Genomic DNA, 17,231 nt, shown 5'->3' with positions numbered 1-17,231 from the left:
GGTATTTTGAGCGAGCGGTCGGACCATCATTTTCGAGGACGCCAGATGACCGAGATCAATTCGGTGACCACGCTCACCCGCGAGGGCGACGTCGCTGTCATCACGCTGAACTCCCCGCCCGTGAACGCGTTGTCGGCCAACGTCCGCGACGGCCTGTACGAGGGCTTCAAGGCGGCGGGCGCCTCGGACGCGAAGGCGATCGTGCTGATCTGCGAGGGCCGGACCTTCATCGCCGGCGCCGACATCACCGAGTTCGGCGCGCCCGGGAAGCCGTCCGCCTCGCTGTTCGACGTGCAGACCATGATGGAGAACTCGCCCGTTCCCGTCGTGGCCGCGATCCACGGGACGGCCCTGGGCGGCGGCCTCGAGGTCGCGCTGTGCGCACACTACCGCGTCGCCGTGCCCTCGGCGCGCCTGGGCCTGCCGGAAGTGGCCCTGGGCCTGCTGCCGGGCGCCGGCGGCACCCAGCGCCTGCCGCGCGTGGTGGGCGTCGAGACCGCGCTCGAGATGATGACGTCCGGCCGCCACGTGCCGGCGCCGGAAGCGGCCAAGCTGGGCCTCGTCGACGAGCTGGCGCCGGAAGGACAGCTCAAGGAAGCGGCGATCGCCTTCGCCAACAAGTGCGTCGCCGAGAACAAGCCGCTGGTGAAGATCAGCGAGAACAACACCAAGCTCGAGGCCGCCAAGGGCAAGCCCGAGATCTTCGCCGAGTTCCGGAAGAAGAACGCGCGGAAGTTCCGCGGCTTCGACGCCCCCGAGGCCAACATCAAGTGCATCGAGGCGGCGGTGAACTCGAACTCGTTCGAGGAGGGCCTCGCCGAGGAGCGCCGGCTGTTCGGCGGCCTCATGAGCGGCAGCCAGTCGGCGGCGCAGCGCTACTACTTCTTCGCCGAGCGCCAGGCCGCGAAGATCCCGGACGTGCCGGACGACACCCCGGTCCGCGAGATCAAGAAGGTGGGCGTCCTGGGCGCCGGCACCATGGGCGGCGGCATCTCGATGAACTTCGCCAACGTCGGCATCCCGGTGACCATCGTCGAGGTGCAGCAGGAAGCGCTGGACCGCGGCATGAAGGTGATCCGCGGCAACTACGAGCGCTCGCGCGGCGCCAAGCCCGAGGAGACCGAGGCGCGGATGAGCCGGCTGACCGGCACGCTCGACTTCAACGCCCTGGCCGACTGCGACCTGATCATCGAGGCCGTGTTCGAGCGCATGGACATCAAGAAGGACGTCTTCGCCCGCCTCGACAAGGTGGCCAAGCCGGGCGCGATCCTGGCCTCCAACACCAGCTACCTGAACGTCGACGAGATCGCCTCGGCCACCAGCCGGCCGCAGGACGTGATCGGCCTGCACTTCTTCTCGCCGGCCAACGTCATGAAGCTGCTGGAGGTGATCCGCGGCGAGAAGACCGCCAAGGACGTCATCGCCACCTCGATGAAGCTGGCCAAGAGGATCGGCAAGATCGCCGTCCTGGCGGGCGTCTGTCCCGGCTTCATCGGCAACCGCATGCTGAGCCAGCGCCAGCGCGAGGCCCAGAAGCTGGTGCTGGAAGGCGCCATGCCCTGGGACGTGGACCGCGTGCTCTACGACTTCGGCTTCCCCATGGGCCCGTTCGCCATGAGCGACCTGGCCGGCCTCGACATCGGCTGGGTGAAGGAGAACTCGAAGGGCGAGACCATCCGCGACGTGCTCTGCGAGATGGACCGCCGCGGCCAGAAGACGGGCGCGGGCTACTACGACTACGACGAGAACCGCACCGCCAAGCCGTCGCCCGTCACCGAGAAGATCATCAACGACTTCATCGTGAAGAGCGGCCGCAACCCGCGGAAGATCTCGGACGAGGAGATCCTCGAGCGCTGCGTCTTCCCGATGATCAACGAGGGCGTGAAGATCCTCGAGGAGGGCAAGGCCATCCGCTCGTCGGACATCGACGTGGTCTGGGTCAACGGCTACGGCTGGCCCGTCTATCGCGGCGGCCCGATGTTCTACGGCGACCTGATCGGCGGGCCCCAGAAGGTGCTCGCCAAGATGAAGGAATTCCAGGGCGCCATGGGCGACGACTTCAAGCCCTCGGCCCTGCTGGAGAAGCTGGCCGCCGACGGCAAGAAGTTCGGCGACCTGAAGGGCTAAAGCCCTCCCCCTCGTGGGGAGGGAAAGCCCGCCGCAGGCGGGCAGGGTGGGGAAGCGTGGATCCTCCCCACCCGCCCAAGGCCTCATCCACACATCCCCACCCCGGCCGCTCGCGCGGCCTGTCCCTCCCCACGAGGGGGAGGGAATGAGCAGGACAGAATCTTCATGCGTGAAGCCGTCATCGTCGCCGCCAAGCGGACCCCCATCGGCAAGGCCTATCGCGGCGCGTTCAACAACACCTACGGCGCGACCCTCGCGGCCGAAGCCATCCGCGCCGCCGTGGCGCAGGCCGGGATCGACCCGGGCGAGGTGGACGACGTGGCCATGGGCGCGGCCCTGCAGCAGGGCACCACCGGCAACAACATCGCCCGCCAGGCGGCCCTGCGCGCCGGCCTGCCCAACACCGTCTCGGGCATGACCATCGACCGTCAGTGCAGTTCTGGCCTGATGGGCGTCGCCACTGCGGCCAAGTACATAATCAATGACGGCGCGCCGGTGGCCATCGGCGGCGGCGTCGAGTCGATCAGCCTGGTGCAGAACGACAAGGTCAACCGCTACATGGCCGTCGATTCCTGGCTGCACGAGCACGTGCCTGAACTCGGCACGTCGATGATCGAGACCGCCGAGATCGTGGCCGAGCGCTACGGCGTCAGCCGCGAGCACCAGGACGAGTACGCGCTGGAGTCCCAGCGCCGCACCGCCCAGGCCCAGGCCGAAGGCCGCTTCGACCAGGAGATCGTGCCGGTCACGACCGTCATGAAGGTGCTGGTCAACAAGGAGACCGGCGAGACGGCCGACAAGGAGATCACCATCCGCGCGGACGAGGGCAACCGCCCGCAGACGACGCTGGAAGACCTCCAGAAGCTGCAGCCGGTGTTCAAGGGCGGACGCTACGTGCCGCAGGGCAAGTACGTGACCGCCGGCAACGCCAGCCAGCTGTCGGACGGCGCTGCAGCCGTCGTGCTGATGGAAGCCAAGGAGGCCGAGAAGCGCGGCCTGACGCCGCTGGGCGCCTACCGCGGCATGGCCGTGGCGGGCTGCGGCCCGGAAGAGATGGGCATCGGTCCCGTGTTCGCGATCCCCAAGCTGCTCGAACGCAACGGCCTGACCGTCGACGATATCGACATCTGGGAACTGAACGAGGCGTTCGCGAGCCAGGTGCTCTATTGCCGCGACAAGCTCGGCATCGACCCGGCCAGGTACAACGTCTCGGGCGGTTCGATCTCGATCGGCCACCCCTACGGCATGACGGGCGCCCGCTGCACGGCGCACCTGATGTACGAGGGCAAGCGCCGCGGCGCGAAGTACGGCGTCGTCACCATGTGCGTCGGCGGCGGCATGGGCGCGGCGGGTCTGTTCGAGATCTTCTGACCGCCCGCAATCCTGCCCGACCACGGCCGCCCCTCTCCCGGGGCGGCCCCTCTATTGCAGGTCGCACGAGCCAGCGGCGCTTCCTAAAGTAGCGAAGTCATGCGACGGTGTTCCCCGAACCGGGGGAGTGCGCCATGGCGGGTCGGCATGTCCTGTTCCTCGTCCACGGGATGGGGGTCTACGGCAAGGTCGCGGACGGCAAGTACAAACCTGACACCGCCAAGTGGTACGACGGCGCCCGCGCGTGCCTGGTCGACATCTACGACTCGTTCATCAAGGACACGGTCGCCGGCGACGGCCGGCCCTTCGACGACGTCTTCGTGGTCAAGCCCATCGTCTACGACAACTGGTTCGAGCAATACCGCGACGCCTGGGACAAGCAGGCGGAGGCCTGGAAGGCCTTCGGCTTCGACAGCGGCTTCGCAGCTACAATCCGCAAGTTCTTCGAGGGCAATTCCGCCGACGCCTTCCTCTGGACCCACGTGGCCGACGTCCTGCTCTACAAGGCCTCGCTGATCCACGATCCGATCCACGCGCACGTCGCTCTGCAGATACTCAAGGCGCTGCGCGAGCATCAGGCGACCGCCGACCTGGGAAGCTGGAGCATCCTGGCCCACTCGCTGGGCACGGCCGTGGTCAACGACGCGGCGCCGAAGCTGTTCGCGGACGCGCGCAACGACCCGGACCTCGGCGCGGCTTTCCTGCCTCCGCAGGTGATCTGCATGGCGGCCAACGTCGCCCGGGCGCTCTCGCCGCCCGCGCGGGCGTACGACCCCGCCCTCTGCCCGGCGGGCGCGACGGGTGTCATGAACTACCTCAGCCTCAGCCACACCCTGGACCCCTTCGCCCGTATCCGTCCTTTCCGGCCGCCCGTGGACGCGCCTCCGTGGTCGAGCTCCCGCTACGTCTCGCTCTCGGGGCTCAGCGGCTACTATCTCGCCAACGAGTTCATCGACTGGGTCCAGCACTACGACCAGTTCGACAAGGTCGCCGCGGTCGTGCCGCACGGGTTCGAGCATTACATGCGCCAGCCGAAGGTGGTGGCCCAGCTTTGGCCGCGACTGCTTGGCTTCGAGCCCTGGGAGGTCCCGGAAATCGAGGAGAGCGTGCGCGCCTCGAACGAGGCCCTGGTGCGGAAGGCCATCGCAGAGCCCGTGCGCCAGGCCCTGGAACAGGAGGTCCGCAAGCGGCTCGAGGGCGCGCTGGCCGGCGTCACGATTCCCGACACGGTGAACGATCTTCTCCGCCGCCTGCCCGACGTCCTCCGCCAGTTGAAGGGGTTCTGACGTGGTCCGCGCCCTGATCGCCGCGCTCGCCCTGGCCTTGACCCTCTGTGGCGCGGCGGACGCCCGACCACTGACCGCGCCGGCGCAAACCCTCGCGGGCAAGCTGGATGCGGCCGGCGACACCTGCCGCGCCGCCGCCGCAGCCGTCGTGCAGGCCCAGCCGACCCTGGGCGGGGGCGTTTCGGCGCTGCGATCCAAGGCCGGGCTTGCGGAATGCCGGGGCCTGCCGGCGACGGAGCTTGCCGTTGGCCTGCCGGATCTGCTCGACGCCGTAACCGTGGAGATCGGCGCCCAGCGCCGGGACTTCGGCTGCGACGTGCGCGCAGACCGGGCCGAGTGCCTGGGCCTGGGCCGGGCGGCGCAACGCGCCGACGACCTTCGGCTGCTGGAGAGGGGCAAGGTGGAGGCCGCGAAGGCGCTGGGTCCGCTGCGCTACAGCCGTCAGCGAGCCTACGTCTGGCAGCGCCCGTTCAACAGCTTCGGCGTCGATCCCGAAACAGGCACGAGCCTGCTGCGGCTCGTCGTCCACGCCGCGGCGCCTGGCGGCGCGCTGGAGGAGTCGATCCGGCCCACCACCGAGTACACCGAGCCGCTCGACGCCGCCCTGCGCGCGGCCACCGATCCCTGCGCAGAGGCCTGCCAGGCGTCCGTCTCGCGAGTCGTGGCGCTGTTTCCCCTCTTCGATGCGCTCGACGCGGCGTTCCAGCTGGGCACAGCCGGGAACTACGATGCCAAGATCACCCAACTGGAGGGCGTCGTGGGCCGGTGGGAGGCCTACCACTTCGGTGGCGGTTGGGCCCGGGCGCAGCTGCCCTGGGAGCTGGCGGTCAACAGCCTGATCTACAACGCGAGCCGTCCGGCCGACCGCACGTGGCAGGAGCCGCCGAAGGGCGCGCTCACGCTCGTCCACCCCGTGGTCGGACTGGGGCTGAAGGACTCCAAAGGCAAGGACTCGCGCATCAACGCCGTGGTCGAGGTGCTCGGCTACAGCTGGTGGAGCTACGACTCCAGGACCTACGGCCGCACCAACGAATGGGGCGTCTCGGCCATCGCCGTCTACGACAAGCGCAGTGACGCCAAGGACTGGAGCTACGGCGCACTCGTGCGCACGCCCCTGTTCAACAACGTCGGCTTCGCCTGGTCGCGGACGCGGCTCAAGGGCGGGGGCCACGACGACCTGATCGCCGCCACGGTGGACCTTTCGGGCCTGCTCCCGCGTCTCGACGCGTCCTGCCTGTTCAGGCTGCCGTCCTGCGAGGGCGAGTAAGGTCGTGTCGGGCCCGCCGGCGCCGGCCATGGATTCGAAAGGCTGACGCGGGCGTCGGGCTCTGCGACACTCCTGGAAAGACTTCGGGGGAAGCGTCGTGAAGCGTTGGGTTCGGTGGGCCGCCGTCGTGGGCGCGGCCGTCTGCATGGCGGCCTGCAGCCGAGGGGTGGACGATCGGCGCCTTGGGGCCCCCGACCCCACCGAATGGCTGACCTACGGTCGGACGTATGACGAGCAGCGCTTCAGTCCGCTGAAACAGATCGACGCGAACACCGTGGGCCGGCTGGGCGTGGCCTGGTGGGCCGAGTTCGACACCGACCGCGGCCAGGAAGCGACGCCGCTGGTGCACGACGGCGTCCTCTACACCACCACGGCCTGGTCGAAGGTCTACGCCTTCGACGCCAAGACCGGGAAGCGGCTCTGGGCCTACGACCCCAAGGTGCCGGGCGAGGCCGGCTTCAACGCCTGCTGCGACGTGGTCAACCGCGGCGTCGCACTTTGGAAGGGCCGGGTCTACGTGGGCACGATCGACGGCCGGCTTGTCGCGCTGGACGCCAGGACGGGCGAGGTCGCCTGGAGCGTGCAGACCACCGACCGCTCCCGGCCCTATACGATCACGGGCGCCCCGCGGGTGATCAAGGGCAGGGTGCTGATCGGCAACGGCGGCGCCGAGTACGGCGTGCGCGGCTACGTGTCGGCGTACGACGCCGCCAGCGGCAAGCTCGCGTGGCGCTTCTACACCACGCCCAACCCGAAGGGCGCGCCCGACGGCGCGGCCTCGGACAAGGTGTTCGCCGAGACGGCCGCGGCCACCTGGAGCGACGGGGCGTGGAAACAGACCGGCGGCGGCGGCACCGTCTGGGACGCGATCACCTACGATCCCGGCCTCGACCTCGTCTTCGTGGGCGTCGGAAACGGGACGCCCTGGAACCACAAGCTTCGCTCAGGCGGCAAGGGCGACAACCTGTTCCTGGCCTCGATCGTGGCCCTGCGGCCCGACACCGGCGAGTACGTCTGGCACTACCAGACGACGCCCGGCGAGAGCTGGGACTACACCGCGACCCAGCACATCATGCTGGCCGACCTGCCGATCGGCGGCCAGACCCGCCGGGTGGTCATGCAGGCCCCGAAGAACGGCTTCTTCTACGTCCTCGACGCCCGCACCGGACAGCTGCTCTCGGCCGAGAAGTTCGTGCCCGTGGACTGGGCGGAGCGGATCGACCTCAAGACCGGGCGGCCGGTCGAGACGCCGGGGGCGCGCTACCTGGGCGGCGCGGCGTCGAACCAGATGGTCGGCGCGCTGGGCGGCCACAACTGGCATCCCATGGCCTTCAGTCCGAAGACGGGACTGGTATACATCCCGGCCCAGTACAACCGCGGCTTCTACGCCGACCCCGACAGCTTCGCGTTCACGCCCGGCGCCTGGAATACCGGGATGCTGCGTCCGGCGCGCGGGCCCACGACCCGGCCGCGGCTCGACCGGCCCGCCGAGCGGGAGCCCGTGCGCGGCGAGCTCATCGCCTGGGATCCGGTGGCGCAGAAGAAGCGCTGGAGCGTGGTCTTCCCGCAGATGGCCACCAGCGGGATCCTGGCCACCGAGGGCGGGCTCGTGTTCCACAGCGCGCTGGGCCGGCTCACGGCCTACGAGGCGGCCACCGGCAGACCCGTCTGGAGCTACGACCTCGGCGCCCGCGCCATCGCGCCGGCCTCGACCTACGCGATCGACGGCGAGCAGTACCTGGCCCTGATGGTCGGGGCGGGCGGCGCGGGCAGCCGCGACGTGCCGCGCCAGAAGGGACGGCTGGTGGTGTTCAAGCTCGGCGGGACGGCGAAGCCGCCGCCCTACCCGACGCCCGTCGACGCGCCGCCCCTGGACCTGGTCCTCGCCGCGCCCTCGAAGGGCGACGCCGACCGCGGCGCCGCCACCTTCGCCAACTACTGCGCCAACTGCCACGGCGCGGGACCCTACTTCCCGAACCTGGCCCGGTCGCCGGCGATCCTGGAGCCGGACGGCTTCAAGGCGATCGTCCATGACGGCGCGCTCAAGGACCGCGGCATGGCGGGCTTCAGCCGCTTCTTCGACGTGGCGGCCACCGAAGACCTGCGGGCCTACCTGCTGTGGGCCGCGAAGACCGCCCCGCCGGAACCGCCGAAGTCGGCGCCGGCGCACGGGCAGTAGGGGACGGCCGGGCGCGCCGGCGCGCCCGGGGCCGGGTTCAGGCCGACTTGGCGGCGGGGGCGACGACGCGCGGAAGGCGGTAGAGACCGCGTGCCCCCGGCGCGCCCTCGAAGTCGGAGGTGACGCCCAGCACGGTCTCGGCGCTGCCGAGGAACAGGTTGCCGTCGGGCGCCAGCGCGCGGGCGAGCTCGCCCAGCACCTGCCGCTTGCGGTCGACGTCGAAGTAGATGAGCACGTTGCGGCAGAAGATCACGTCGAACACGCCCAGCCCCTTGGATCCGGCGAGGAGGTTGTGCGGCCGGAACTGGATCATGGCGCGCAGCGTGGACGAGACCTCCCAGGCTTCGCCCTTGCGGGTGAACCAGCGCGAAAGGCGCTCGGGGGACAGGCCGCGGCGGACCTCGAAGTCGCTGTAGATGCCGGCGCGCGCCTTGCGCAGGATGCTCTCCGACATGTCCGTGGCGGTGATCTCAAGCCGCCAGCCGGAAAAGCGCGGCCCCATCTCCTGCAGCACCATGGCCACCGAATAGGGCTCCTGGCCGCTGGAGCACGCCGCGCACCAGACGCGGAGCAGCTTGGTGTGCTGCCGCGCCTCGATCAGCGGCGGCAGGACGGTCTTGGCGAGCTGCTCGAACGGCGCGGCGTCGCGGAAGAACGAAGACTCGTGCGTGGCCATCGCATCGACGCACTTCTCGATCGTCGAGGTGGCGGCGCCGGCGCGGAGTTGGGCCAGCAGCTGCGGCACGCCGGCCAGGCCGAGGCTCCGCGCCACGGGCTCGAGACGGCTGTTGACCAGGTAGGCCTTGGCGGGCGTGAGCACGAGGCCCGAGCGGTCGCGGACCAGCCGGCAGAAGTTCTCGTAGTCGGGGTCGATCATTCCGGCGCTCCAGCGATGCGGCGAGCCCACGGGCCGATCTGCTCGAGCGGCAGCACCGCCTCAGCCAAGCCGGTCGCCGCCGCGGCGCCGGGCATACCCCAGACGACGCTCGAGGCCTCGTCCTGCACAATGAAACGTCCGCCGGCCTGGGCGATCGCCTGGCAGCCCTTGGCGCCGTCGGATCCCATGCCGGTGAAGATGATGGCGAGCGCCGAGGGTCCGTAATAGGCCGCGACGCTGCGCAGCATCGGATCCACGGCGGGCCGGCAGAAATTCTCCGGCGGCTCCTGGTTCAGGCGGATGACCGGCATGGCGCCTTCGCGGGCGACCACCATGTGCCAGCCCCCCGGGGCGACGTAGCAGTGACCCTGGCGCAGCGGCTCGCCGTCGCGGGCTTCGCTGCACGGTCGCTGGCCGGCGCGCGACAGCTGCTCGGCCAGAAGCGAGGTGAACGTCGCGGGCATGTGCTGGGTCAAGAGGATCGGCTGGTGGATCGCGCCGCGGATGGACTCGAAGAAGCGCGTCAGCGCCGACGGGCCGCCCGTCGAGGCGCCGATGGCGAGCACGGTCGGCTTCAGACGCGGGCCGCGGACGGCGGCGACGGCGGGGGCCGGGGTCGCCGGTGCGGGGGCGGGCCTCGCGGCCGGGGGCGGCCGGGCCTCGGCGCGCCGTTCGGACACCCCGGTGAGCGCCCGGATCTTCATGACCAGCTCGTCGTGGAAGGACTCGGCGCTGGCCAGGCCGCCTTCGGGCTTCGGCACGTAGTCGCTCGCCCCGAGCTGCAGGGCGCGCAGACTGATCTCGGCGTTCCGCAGGCTGAGGGTCGAGGCGATGATCACGCGGGTCTTCGGGTGCTCGGCCAGGATCCGGGGAAGGGCCGTCATGCCGTCCATCACCGGCATCTCGAGGTCGAGGATCACGACGTCGACCGGATGCCGATGCAGTTCGCGCAGGGCGATCTCGCCGTTGGCCGCGGTGCCGACGACCTCGATTCCCGGCGCTGCGCTGAGATGGCGGGAGATGAGCCCTCGCACGATCGCGGAGTCGTCGACCACCATCACCCGAGCCGACCGCTCCGCCGCGATCGCCCCTGCGGTACCCGACACCATGCCTGCCCCTCTCTCGAACGTCAGGGCGGGTTGATGCCGCTCAAGGCATACGGGACCCGAACCTGTGTTCAGGTAGATCGCAGGTGCACGGTAAAGGCATTCTAAAGCTCATTATGAGTATCCATGAGATTAGGTCTCAAGTTCATAAGGGTGGGTTTCGAGAAGTACCCATATTGGGTACCAGGATACACCTGAGGGGCATTTCTGTGTTTTTCCCGGTTGATCGCGCTCGCCGTTCGATAAACATCGAAGGGGGGTCCGCGATACAGCTGCGAAGCGTATGCCCTTGAATAGCCTGCACGGAATCCCGAGCTCCGCGATCCAGCGCGTTGCGTGCGGCGCGGTCGGTTGCGCCACGTGGTCGCAGCCGTCCCCGACCGTGACGGCCGGCGTCGTGATGGGAGGGCGCCATGTGGTCGAATAGGTCCGCCCTGACAGGCGAACAGATCCGCGCCGGGCGGGCGCTCATGCGGATCGAGCAGACCGAGCTCGCTCGTCTCAGCGGGCTGAGCCTCGAGACGATCAAGCGGCTGGAGCGTACACACGGCCCGGTCGAGGCCAACAGCCGCACGATCATCGCGCTGACGGAGGCGTTCGCCGACCTCGGCGTGGCCTTCGACATATGCGAGAGCGGACTCGGCGTCTGCCGGCTGCCCGCGGGCGGCGCACCGCCGAAGCCAGGACGGGGAAGCACGCCCGCGCGCGCGAGCGCGCAGGGCGACCTTTGCCGGCTGATCTACCACAGCATCTGCGTCGACCCGCGCGACCAGACCGAGGCCGGGCTGGCGCGGATCGTCGATGTCGCCGCCCCGCGCAACCTTGAACGCGGAATCACGGGGGCCCTGCTCGCTTGCGACGGGCGGTTCCTGCAGGCTTTGGAGGGGCCCGAGGATGTCGTCCTGCGCGTGTTCGGCGCCATTTCCTGCGACCCGCGGCACACCAACATCACCGTGGTCGAGCGGCGGCCGATCGCCCGCCGCAACTTTGCGGACTGGCCGATGTGCCAGCGGGCCATCGCCGCGGACGACGAGGTGTTCGCGCGCGAGCCGGCGCTGCGGGGCGGCTTCCATCCTGAATCGCTGTCGCCGGCGACCGCGCTGGGCCTCCTGACGATCGTGCGCGACCGCCAGGCGCTTGCCGGCCAAGCCCACCCGGCGCCGAATTCCCGCAAGGCGCGCGAAAGCGAGCCTCTCTGACCGCGGGGCGCGACATTCTGTCGCATACTAAGGTGAATGACGCTCCAAGTGTAAGCCGGATCAGCCTGAGGTGTCAGCGTTGGCCCCTACGGCATAGGTCCGCTCCGCGACCTCGCGGGCTTGGGCTCGTCCGCGCGAAACTGCCCCCTTCTGCGACCGCCAAATCACCGCACTTCGTTGCGCAGCGACGTGCGGGAAGGGTTTGCCAACTGCGCCCGAGAGAGGCGCGGAGAGGACCCGAGGGGGCTGGGCGCAAGCTGCCGGACTCTCTCTTCGAAACGCGCGCGCACCGGACGCGCGAGCGGCCGGATCAGTGCCCCAGGCCCGCGTCAGACGGGCTGGATTACCCCCCCTTCGGGAGGGACGCGGCGGTCCATGACGTGAGCGGCGCGTCTCCCGGCGACGAGAGAGCACGATATGTCATCCCCAGCCGCGGCCTCGATCCTCGATCTTCTGGACGAACCTAGGCGGCGTCCGGGCCCGGCGTCGGCGATCACCCGGGCCCACGGCCGCCGCCATCTGTCGCCCAGACGCGGGTAGCCGCCATGCCGTACCGTACGATCGGGTTCAGCGGCGAACAGCTGCGGGCGGCGAGGGCGCTCGCGCGACTGGAGCAGGCGGATCTCGCCAGGCTGACGCGCCTGAGCGTCGAGACCATCAAGCGCCTGGAGAACATCCGCGGCCAGGTGAACGCCAATGTCAGGACGCTGAACGCCATCAGCGAGGCGTTCGAGGCGCTGGGCATCCGCTTCGAGTCTGAATCGGGCGCCGAGGGGGTGTGGCGCAGGGTCGTCGACGAACCTTCCGCGCGGGACGGCCCCGCGGGCACGCGACCTGCCAATCGGCAACGCCTGGTCTACCGGGGCAGTGTGACGGCTGCAGGGATCACGCGCCTGATGAGCCCCAGGCCGCCCGAGGGTCTCAGCGGCTTCGCGCTCGCCCTGGACGGACAACTGCTCCACGTGATCGAGGGACCTCGCGAGGCGGTGCAGCGCTACTACGGTGGCGTGGCGAGCCTGCCGCCCGACGGCCCGTTCACCGTCGTCTCCACCGAGCCGATCCTGGCCAACCTCTTTTACGGGTGGGACGTCTGCCTGAGCCGCGACGACCCGGCCATGGCGGCTCTCCTGGAGGACTCGACGCTCGGCGGCGGGTTCCAGCCGGCTCGCCTGACGCCGGTGGAGGCGCTGGGGCTGCTCGTTCGCGCCAGCGCGCGGCGGTCGGGGGCGCCCAGCCGACCCGGGCGCGATCCGCACCGCGTGAGCTCCTCCTGACGGACCTGCCGCTAGGGGCGCGCAGGCTTCATGTCCGGTCCTCGCCGCGCGCCTGCAGCCGCCGGACCACGAAAGGGGTCGCCCCCATCGCGAGCAGGCCCAGAGGCATGAGGCCGCCGCGCAGGAGGTCGTAGTCCTCCAGCATCCGCTCCTGGCTCAGTCCAAGCGCGCGGCCGAGCGCGACTTCGAAAGCGAGCGTGAGCGCCACCCAGAGCGCGCCGACGGCCAGGGCCGCGGCGTCGCTGCGAAGGCGCAGCCACTTCAGGCTCACCCACGCGATCAGGACGATGACCCCCGTCCCGACCACGACGGCCGCCTGCCGCGCCGCAAACGCCATGTCGGGTCCGAAGAGCCACTGCCGCAGCGCGCCCTGCGCGCTCTCGGCCGCCATGAGCAGGAGCCAGAGCGCCAGGGCGCGGAGCAGGGTCGGGAGGCTGAAGGCGGGCACGGCGCTCACCGCGCCGTGTAGCCGCCGTCGATGACGAGTTCGGCGCCGGTGACGAACTTGGATTCGTCCGACGCGAGGTAGACGCAGCCCCAGGCGATGTCGTCGGGCTCGCCCATGTGGCCCAGCGGGTGCAGGGCGTCCACCAGGGGCCGGGCCGCGGCGGGATCCTCCTGGTCCTTGAGGTAGCCCTCCACCATGGGCGTCCAGATGAAGCCGGGGTGGATCGAATTCACCCGGATCCTTTCCTGCGCGTAGAGGAGCGCGTCGGTCTTCGTCATCAGCCGGACCGCGCCCTTGGACGCGTGATAGGGCGGGATGTCGGGCGCGCTGACCAGGCCGTAGATCGACGACAGGTTGATGATGCTGCCGCCGCCGCTGCGGCGCAGGTGCGGGATCACGTGCTTGGTGCAGAAGAAGACGCCCTTGACGTTGATCGCCTGGACGAAGTCCCACTCGGCCTCGGTGAGCACGTCCGTGGGCTTGTTGGCGCCGGCGACGCCGGCGTTGTTCACCAGGACGTCGATCCGGCCGAAGCGCCGGGCGATGTCGTTGAGGGTGCGCTCGACGTCGCCTTCCCGCGACACGTCCAGCCTCCAGGCGCAGGCCTCGAAGCCCCGGGCGGCCAGTTCGTCCGCCAGCGTGTTCGCCTCGGGCAGCAGCACGTCGCAGATGGCGACGGCGGCGCCTTCCTCGGCCATGCGGATGGCCGTGGCGCGCCCCAGTCCGAGCGCGCCGCCGGTGACCACGGCGACCTTCTTCTTCAGCCGGTCCATCGCAATCCTCCCTGCGCGGTCTGCGATCGAGGATGGGCCGAATTCCGGATCCGGCCTTGCGGAGGATCAAGCCGCCGCGAGCGTCGCCGGGAAGGTGACCAGAACCTCGCCGCCGCCGAACGCGGCGCTGCCCTGCTTCACGCGGCCGCCGAGCTGCCGGCCGAGGCCCTCGATCAGGACCCGCCGCGGGTCGGCCTCGATGTCCGCGACGCCGGGACCATCGTCGCGCACCCGAAGGCGCAGCCGCGCGCCGTCGCGGGCGAGGCTGATCCAGACATGGGCGGCGGCCCCCAGCGGGTTGGCGATCGCCGCGGCGACGGCTTCCGCCACGAGGCAGCCCATCGCCTCCACCTGCGGCGCGTCGGCCGCCAGGTTCGGGTCGCAGTCGAGCGCGACGCTGTGCGACGAGCCCTGATAGGCGTCGGCGACCGCCGCGAGGGCGGGCCGGGCCGAGACTTCGCTGTGCATGCTCTATCTCCTGTCCTGAACGTTGGCGGGGCGGCGGGACGCCGCCCCGCAAGCGAGGTTCGCAGCCGTCAGAAGCGGTAGCCCGCGCCGGCCGAGAAGACCCACGGGTCCAGGCTGATCTTGCTCTTCAGCCCCTTCGCCCGATCGGTCGCGGTGGTGTCGAAGAAGATCTTCTTCACGTCGAAGTTCAGCTGCCACTTGTCGTTGGCGGCGACGTCGACGCCGACCTGCAGCGCGGTCCCGAAGCCGTCCTTCACCTTGAAGGCGAACCCGTTCTTGTTGTCGCCGCCGTAGAAGATCATGTAGTTCACGCCGGCTCCGACGTACGGGCTGATCCGGCCCTTCGGTGCGAAGTGGTACTGCAGCGCCACCACCGGCGGCAGGACCCAGGTCTCCTTCACCTTGATGTTCGTCGCACCGCCCTTGGCGCGCACGGCGTGGTGCGTGGTGCCGGCGATGGCTTCGACCGCCACGTTGTCAGTGAGGAAGTAGGTCAGGCCGAGCGTCGGCATCACGTCGTAGTCGGCTTCGGTCCGCAGGCCGGTCGCCGCACCCGCGAGCGTGGTCAGCGGATCGGTGCCCGCCGGGTCCACCTGGGTGATCCGGACGTTGAGAATGATGGTGCCCTTTTCCTTGGGCTGGAAGTCCTGCGCCTGGGCCGCGCCAGCGGCCGCCAGGGCCCCCGTAAGCGCAGCGGCGACGAGCAGCTTGGCTTTCATTGGTCTATCCCCTTTCCGCGGCTCTAAGGCCGTCGTGAGGGGAGGGATGCCAGGGCCGATCAAGCTGAGCCTTGATCTGGAGCAAACCCGAAGTTCGAAGTTATTCGGGGGTTCTCACGCGGTCGGGCGCGGTCGCGAACCCCAGTGCGGTGAGCCCTGCGAGCGCAAGGCCCACCGCCCCGAGGCACCAGCCGCAATGGGGGTTGGTGCTGGCGCCGCAGATCGTCCCGAGAGCCGCCATGTGCAGTTGCGCCAGATCGGCCGCCAGGGCGGAGCCTCCCAGCAGTGTCGCCCCAGTCAGTCCCACGCCGAGGCGCAGGATCAGATCTTCGGACACGACGGGCGTGGGCATGGACGGCTCCTGAGAACGACCCCTTGTCGCAGCCCCCCGGCGGCGGAGCGTTGATCGAAGTCAAGGCCCCCCGTTTTGCAGCGCGGCATGGGAGGGCGTCTCTCATACGCACCCCGCGGATTCCATGACCCAGGCTGCTGTCTCACGCGACGATGCGCCCCTCAACGCGCTCGTCCTGTTCACCTTCACGGGCGTCGCCGCCCTTCTGGCGATCCTCGCCACCGCGTTTTCGCCCGACCCGGCGTTCCGCTTCCACGGCTGGGTCATGATCGGTGCGTTCGTCACCGCCTTCATGGTCATGGCGGTGGGGCTGGCCAACGGCCGCTTCAAGGACGAGCCGACGCGCTACCACGACGGCGTGGTCCGGGCGGGCGTCATCGCCACCATGTTCTGGGCGATCGCCGGCCTGGCCGCCGGCGGGCTCGTCGCGGCCCAGCTCTCGTGGCCCAACATCTTCTACTTCCCGCAGTTCCCCGAGCTGAACTTCGGGCGTCTGCGCCCGCTGCACACCTCGGCGGTGATCTTCGCCTTCGGCGGCAACGCGCTGATCGCCACGTCCTTCTACGTGGTGCAGCGCACAAGCAAGGCGCGGCTGTTCGGCGGCGCCTGGCCGTGGTTCGTCTTCTGGGGCTACCAGCTCTTCATCGTGCTGGCGGCGACCGGCTACCTGGCCGGCATCACCCAGGGCCGCGAGTACGCCGAGCCCGAGTGGTACGTGGACCTGTGGCTGACGATCGTCTGGGTGGCCTACCTGCTGGTCTTCCTGGGCACGATCTGGAAGCGCAAGGAGCCGCATATCTATGTGGCCAACTGGTTCTACCTGGCCTTCATCGTCACCATCGCGATCCTGCACCTGGTGAACAATGCGGCCCTGCCCGTGGGCCTGCTCGAGACCAAGAGCTACTCGGCCTTCGCAGGCGTCCAGGACGCCCTGACCCAGTGGTGGTACGGCCACAACGCGGTGGGCTTCTTCCTCACTGCCGGCTTCCTGGCCATGATGTACTACTTCGTGCCGAAGCGCGTGGAGCGGCCGGTCTACTCGTACCGCCTGTCCATCGTGCACTTCTGGTCGCTGATCTTCATCTACATCTGGGCCGGCCCGCACCACCTGCACTACACGGCGCTGCCGCAGTGGGCGCAGACGCTCGGGATGACCTTCTCGGTCATGCTGTGGATGCCGTCCTGGGGCGGCATGATCAACGGCCTGATGACCCTGTCCGGCGCGTGGGACAAGCTTCGCACCGACCCGGTGGTCCGCATGATGGTCGTCGCCATCGCCTTCTATGGCATGTCGACCTTCGAGGGCCCGCTGATGTCCATCCGGGCCGTCAACGCGCTCAGCCACTACACCGACTGGACCATCGGCCACGTGCACTCCGGCGCCCTGGGCTGGGTCGGCTTCATCAGCTTCGGCGCGATCTACTGCCTGGTGCCGTGGCTGTGGAAGAAGGACCGGCTGTACTCGAACACGCTCGTCGAGTGGCACTTCTGGATCGCGACCACCGGCATCCTCCTCTACATCGCCGCGATGTGGGTCTCCGGGATCATGGAAGGCCTGATGTGGCGGGAATACACGCCGCAGGGCTACCTCGCGAACGCCTTCGTCGAGACCGTCGCGGCCAAGCATATCGAGAACGTCATCCGCACCCTCGGCGGGGTCATGTACCTCGCAGGCGCGGTGATCATGTCCTACAACCTGTGGCGCACGATCCGCATGCCCAGCTCCGCGACCGCGGACCTGTCGGCGCCGGCGCCCAACCCGCTGCTCGCAGCGGCCGAGTAAGG

At 69.7% G+C, this 17,231-nt stretch carries 15 protein-coding genes; 8 read left to right on the top strand and 7 right to left on the bottom strand.

The window, feature by feature from the left end; all coding sequences use genetic code 11:
* Positions 1-45: 45 nt before the first annotated feature.
* From AC2D8W_RS17145 to AC2D8W_RS17125, 5 genes are all read left to right on the top strand, one after another.
* Complete coding sequence (locus AC2D8W_RS17145; protein WP_484672547.1) at positions 46-2,127, top strand: 3-hydroxyacyl-CoA dehydrogenase NAD-binding domain-containing protein; 2,082 nt, start codon at positions 46-48, stop codon at positions 2,125-2,127.
* 165 nt (positions 2,128-2,292) lie between these two features.
* Positions 2,293-3,498 (top strand): acetyl-CoA C-acyltransferase, encoded by a 1,206-nt coding sequence (locus AC2D8W_RS17140; protein WP_484672546.1) that lies wholly within the window; start codon positions 2,293-2,295, stop codon positions 3,496-3,498.
* Between the two features lie 134 nt (positions 3,499-3,632).
* Positions 3,633-4,784, top strand: a complete 1,152-nt coding sequence (locus AC2D8W_RS17135; RefSeq protein WP_484672545.1) for a hypothetical protein — start codon at positions 3,633-3,635, stop codon at positions 4,782-4,784.
* Between the two features lies 1 nt (position 4,785).
* On the top strand, positions 4,786-6,051 hold the full coding sequence (locus tag AC2D8W_RS17130) for a hypothetical protein (RefSeq protein ID WP_484672544.1): 1,266 nt from the start codon (positions 4,786-4,788) through the stop codon (positions 6,049-6,051).
* Positions 6,052-6,148: 97 nt separating this feature from the next.
* The gene (locus AC2D8W_RS17125) at positions 6,149-8,230 is read left to right on the top strand and encodes a PQQ-dependent dehydrogenase, methanol/ethanol family (RefSeq protein WP_484672543.1); all 2,082 of its coding nucleotides are present in this window, start codon (positions 6,149-6,151) and stop codon (positions 8,228-8,230) included.
* A gap of 37 nt (positions 8,231-8,267) precedes the next feature.
* Here the strand turns inward: AC2D8W_RS17125 and AC2D8W_RS17120 are convergent, their stop codons facing one another.
* Positions 8,268-9,107, bottom strand: a complete 840-nt coding sequence (locus AC2D8W_RS17120) for a CheR family methyltransferase (RefSeq protein WP_484672542.1) — start codon at positions 9,105-9,107, stop codon at positions 8,268-8,270.
* Positions 9,104-10,216, bottom strand: a complete 1,113-nt coding sequence (locus AC2D8W_RS17115) for a protein-glutamate methylesterase/protein-glutamine glutaminase (protein ID WP_484672541.1) — start codon at positions 10,214-10,216, stop codon at positions 9,104-9,106. Before AC2D8W_RS17115 ends, AC2D8W_RS17120 begins: the two co-directional genes overlap by 4 nt.
* A 410-nt stretch (positions 10,217-10,626) precedes the next feature.
* Here AC2D8W_RS17115 and AC2D8W_RS17110 point away from each other — a divergent pair, with 410 nt between their 5' ends.
* A complete protein-coding gene (locus AC2D8W_RS17110; RefSeq protein ID WP_484672540.1) occupies positions 10,627-11,412 on the top strand; it encodes a BLUF domain-containing protein in 786 nt (261 codons plus the stop codon).
* 545 nt (positions 11,413-11,957) lie between these two features.
* The gene (locus AC2D8W_RS17105; protein ID WP_484672539.1) at positions 11,958-12,686 is read left to right on the top strand and encodes a hypothetical protein; all 729 of its coding nucleotides are present in this window, start codon (positions 11,958-11,960) and stop codon (positions 12,684-12,686) included.
* 28 nt (positions 12,687-12,714) lie between these two features.
* Here AC2D8W_RS17105 and AC2D8W_RS17100 read toward each other — a convergent pair whose 3' ends face one another.
* From AC2D8W_RS17100 to AC2D8W_RS17080, 5 genes are all read right to left on the bottom strand, one after another.
* A complete protein-coding gene (locus AC2D8W_RS17100; RefSeq protein WP_484672538.1) occupies positions 12,715-13,143 on the bottom strand; it encodes a hypothetical protein in 429 nt (142 codons plus the stop codon).
* Positions 13,140-13,907, bottom strand: coding sequence for an SDR family NAD(P)-dependent oxidoreductase (locus AC2D8W_RS17095; RefSeq protein ID WP_484672537.1), 768 nt, complete (start codon positions 13,905-13,907; stop codon positions 13,140-13,142). The genes AC2D8W_RS17100 and AC2D8W_RS17095 overlap by 4 nt, the downstream gene beginning before the upstream one ends.
* A 66-nt stretch (positions 13,908-13,973) precedes the next feature.
* Positions 13,974-14,375, bottom strand: a complete 402-nt coding sequence (locus tag AC2D8W_RS17090) for an ATP-binding protein (protein ID WP_293481122.1) — start codon at positions 14,373-14,375, stop codon at positions 13,974-13,976.
* Between the two features lie 68 nt (positions 14,376-14,443).
* Entirely contained in the window at positions 14,444-15,094 is a 651-nt protein-coding gene (locus tag AC2D8W_RS17085; protein ID WP_484672536.1) for an OmpW/AlkL family protein, read from the bottom strand.
* Between the two features lie 100 nt (positions 15,095-15,194).
* A complete protein-coding gene (locus AC2D8W_RS17080) occupies positions 15,195-15,446 on the bottom strand; it encodes a hypothetical protein (RefSeq protein ID WP_484672535.1) in 252 nt (83 codons plus the stop codon).
* 265 nt (positions 15,447-15,711) lie between these two features.
* Between AC2D8W_RS17080 and ccoN the strand changes: the two genes are divergently transcribed.
* Positions 15,712-17,229, top strand: coding sequence for a cytochrome-c oxidase, cbb3-type subunit I (gene ccoN, locus AC2D8W_RS17075; RefSeq protein WP_484672700.1), 1,518 nt, complete (start codon positions 15,712-15,714; stop codon positions 17,227-17,229).
* Positions 17,230-17,231: the final 2 nt, after the last annotated feature.

Source organism: Phenylobacterium sp. T106 (assembly GCF_057219735.1).
This window is presented reverse-complemented; position numbering and strand designations above follow the sequence as displayed.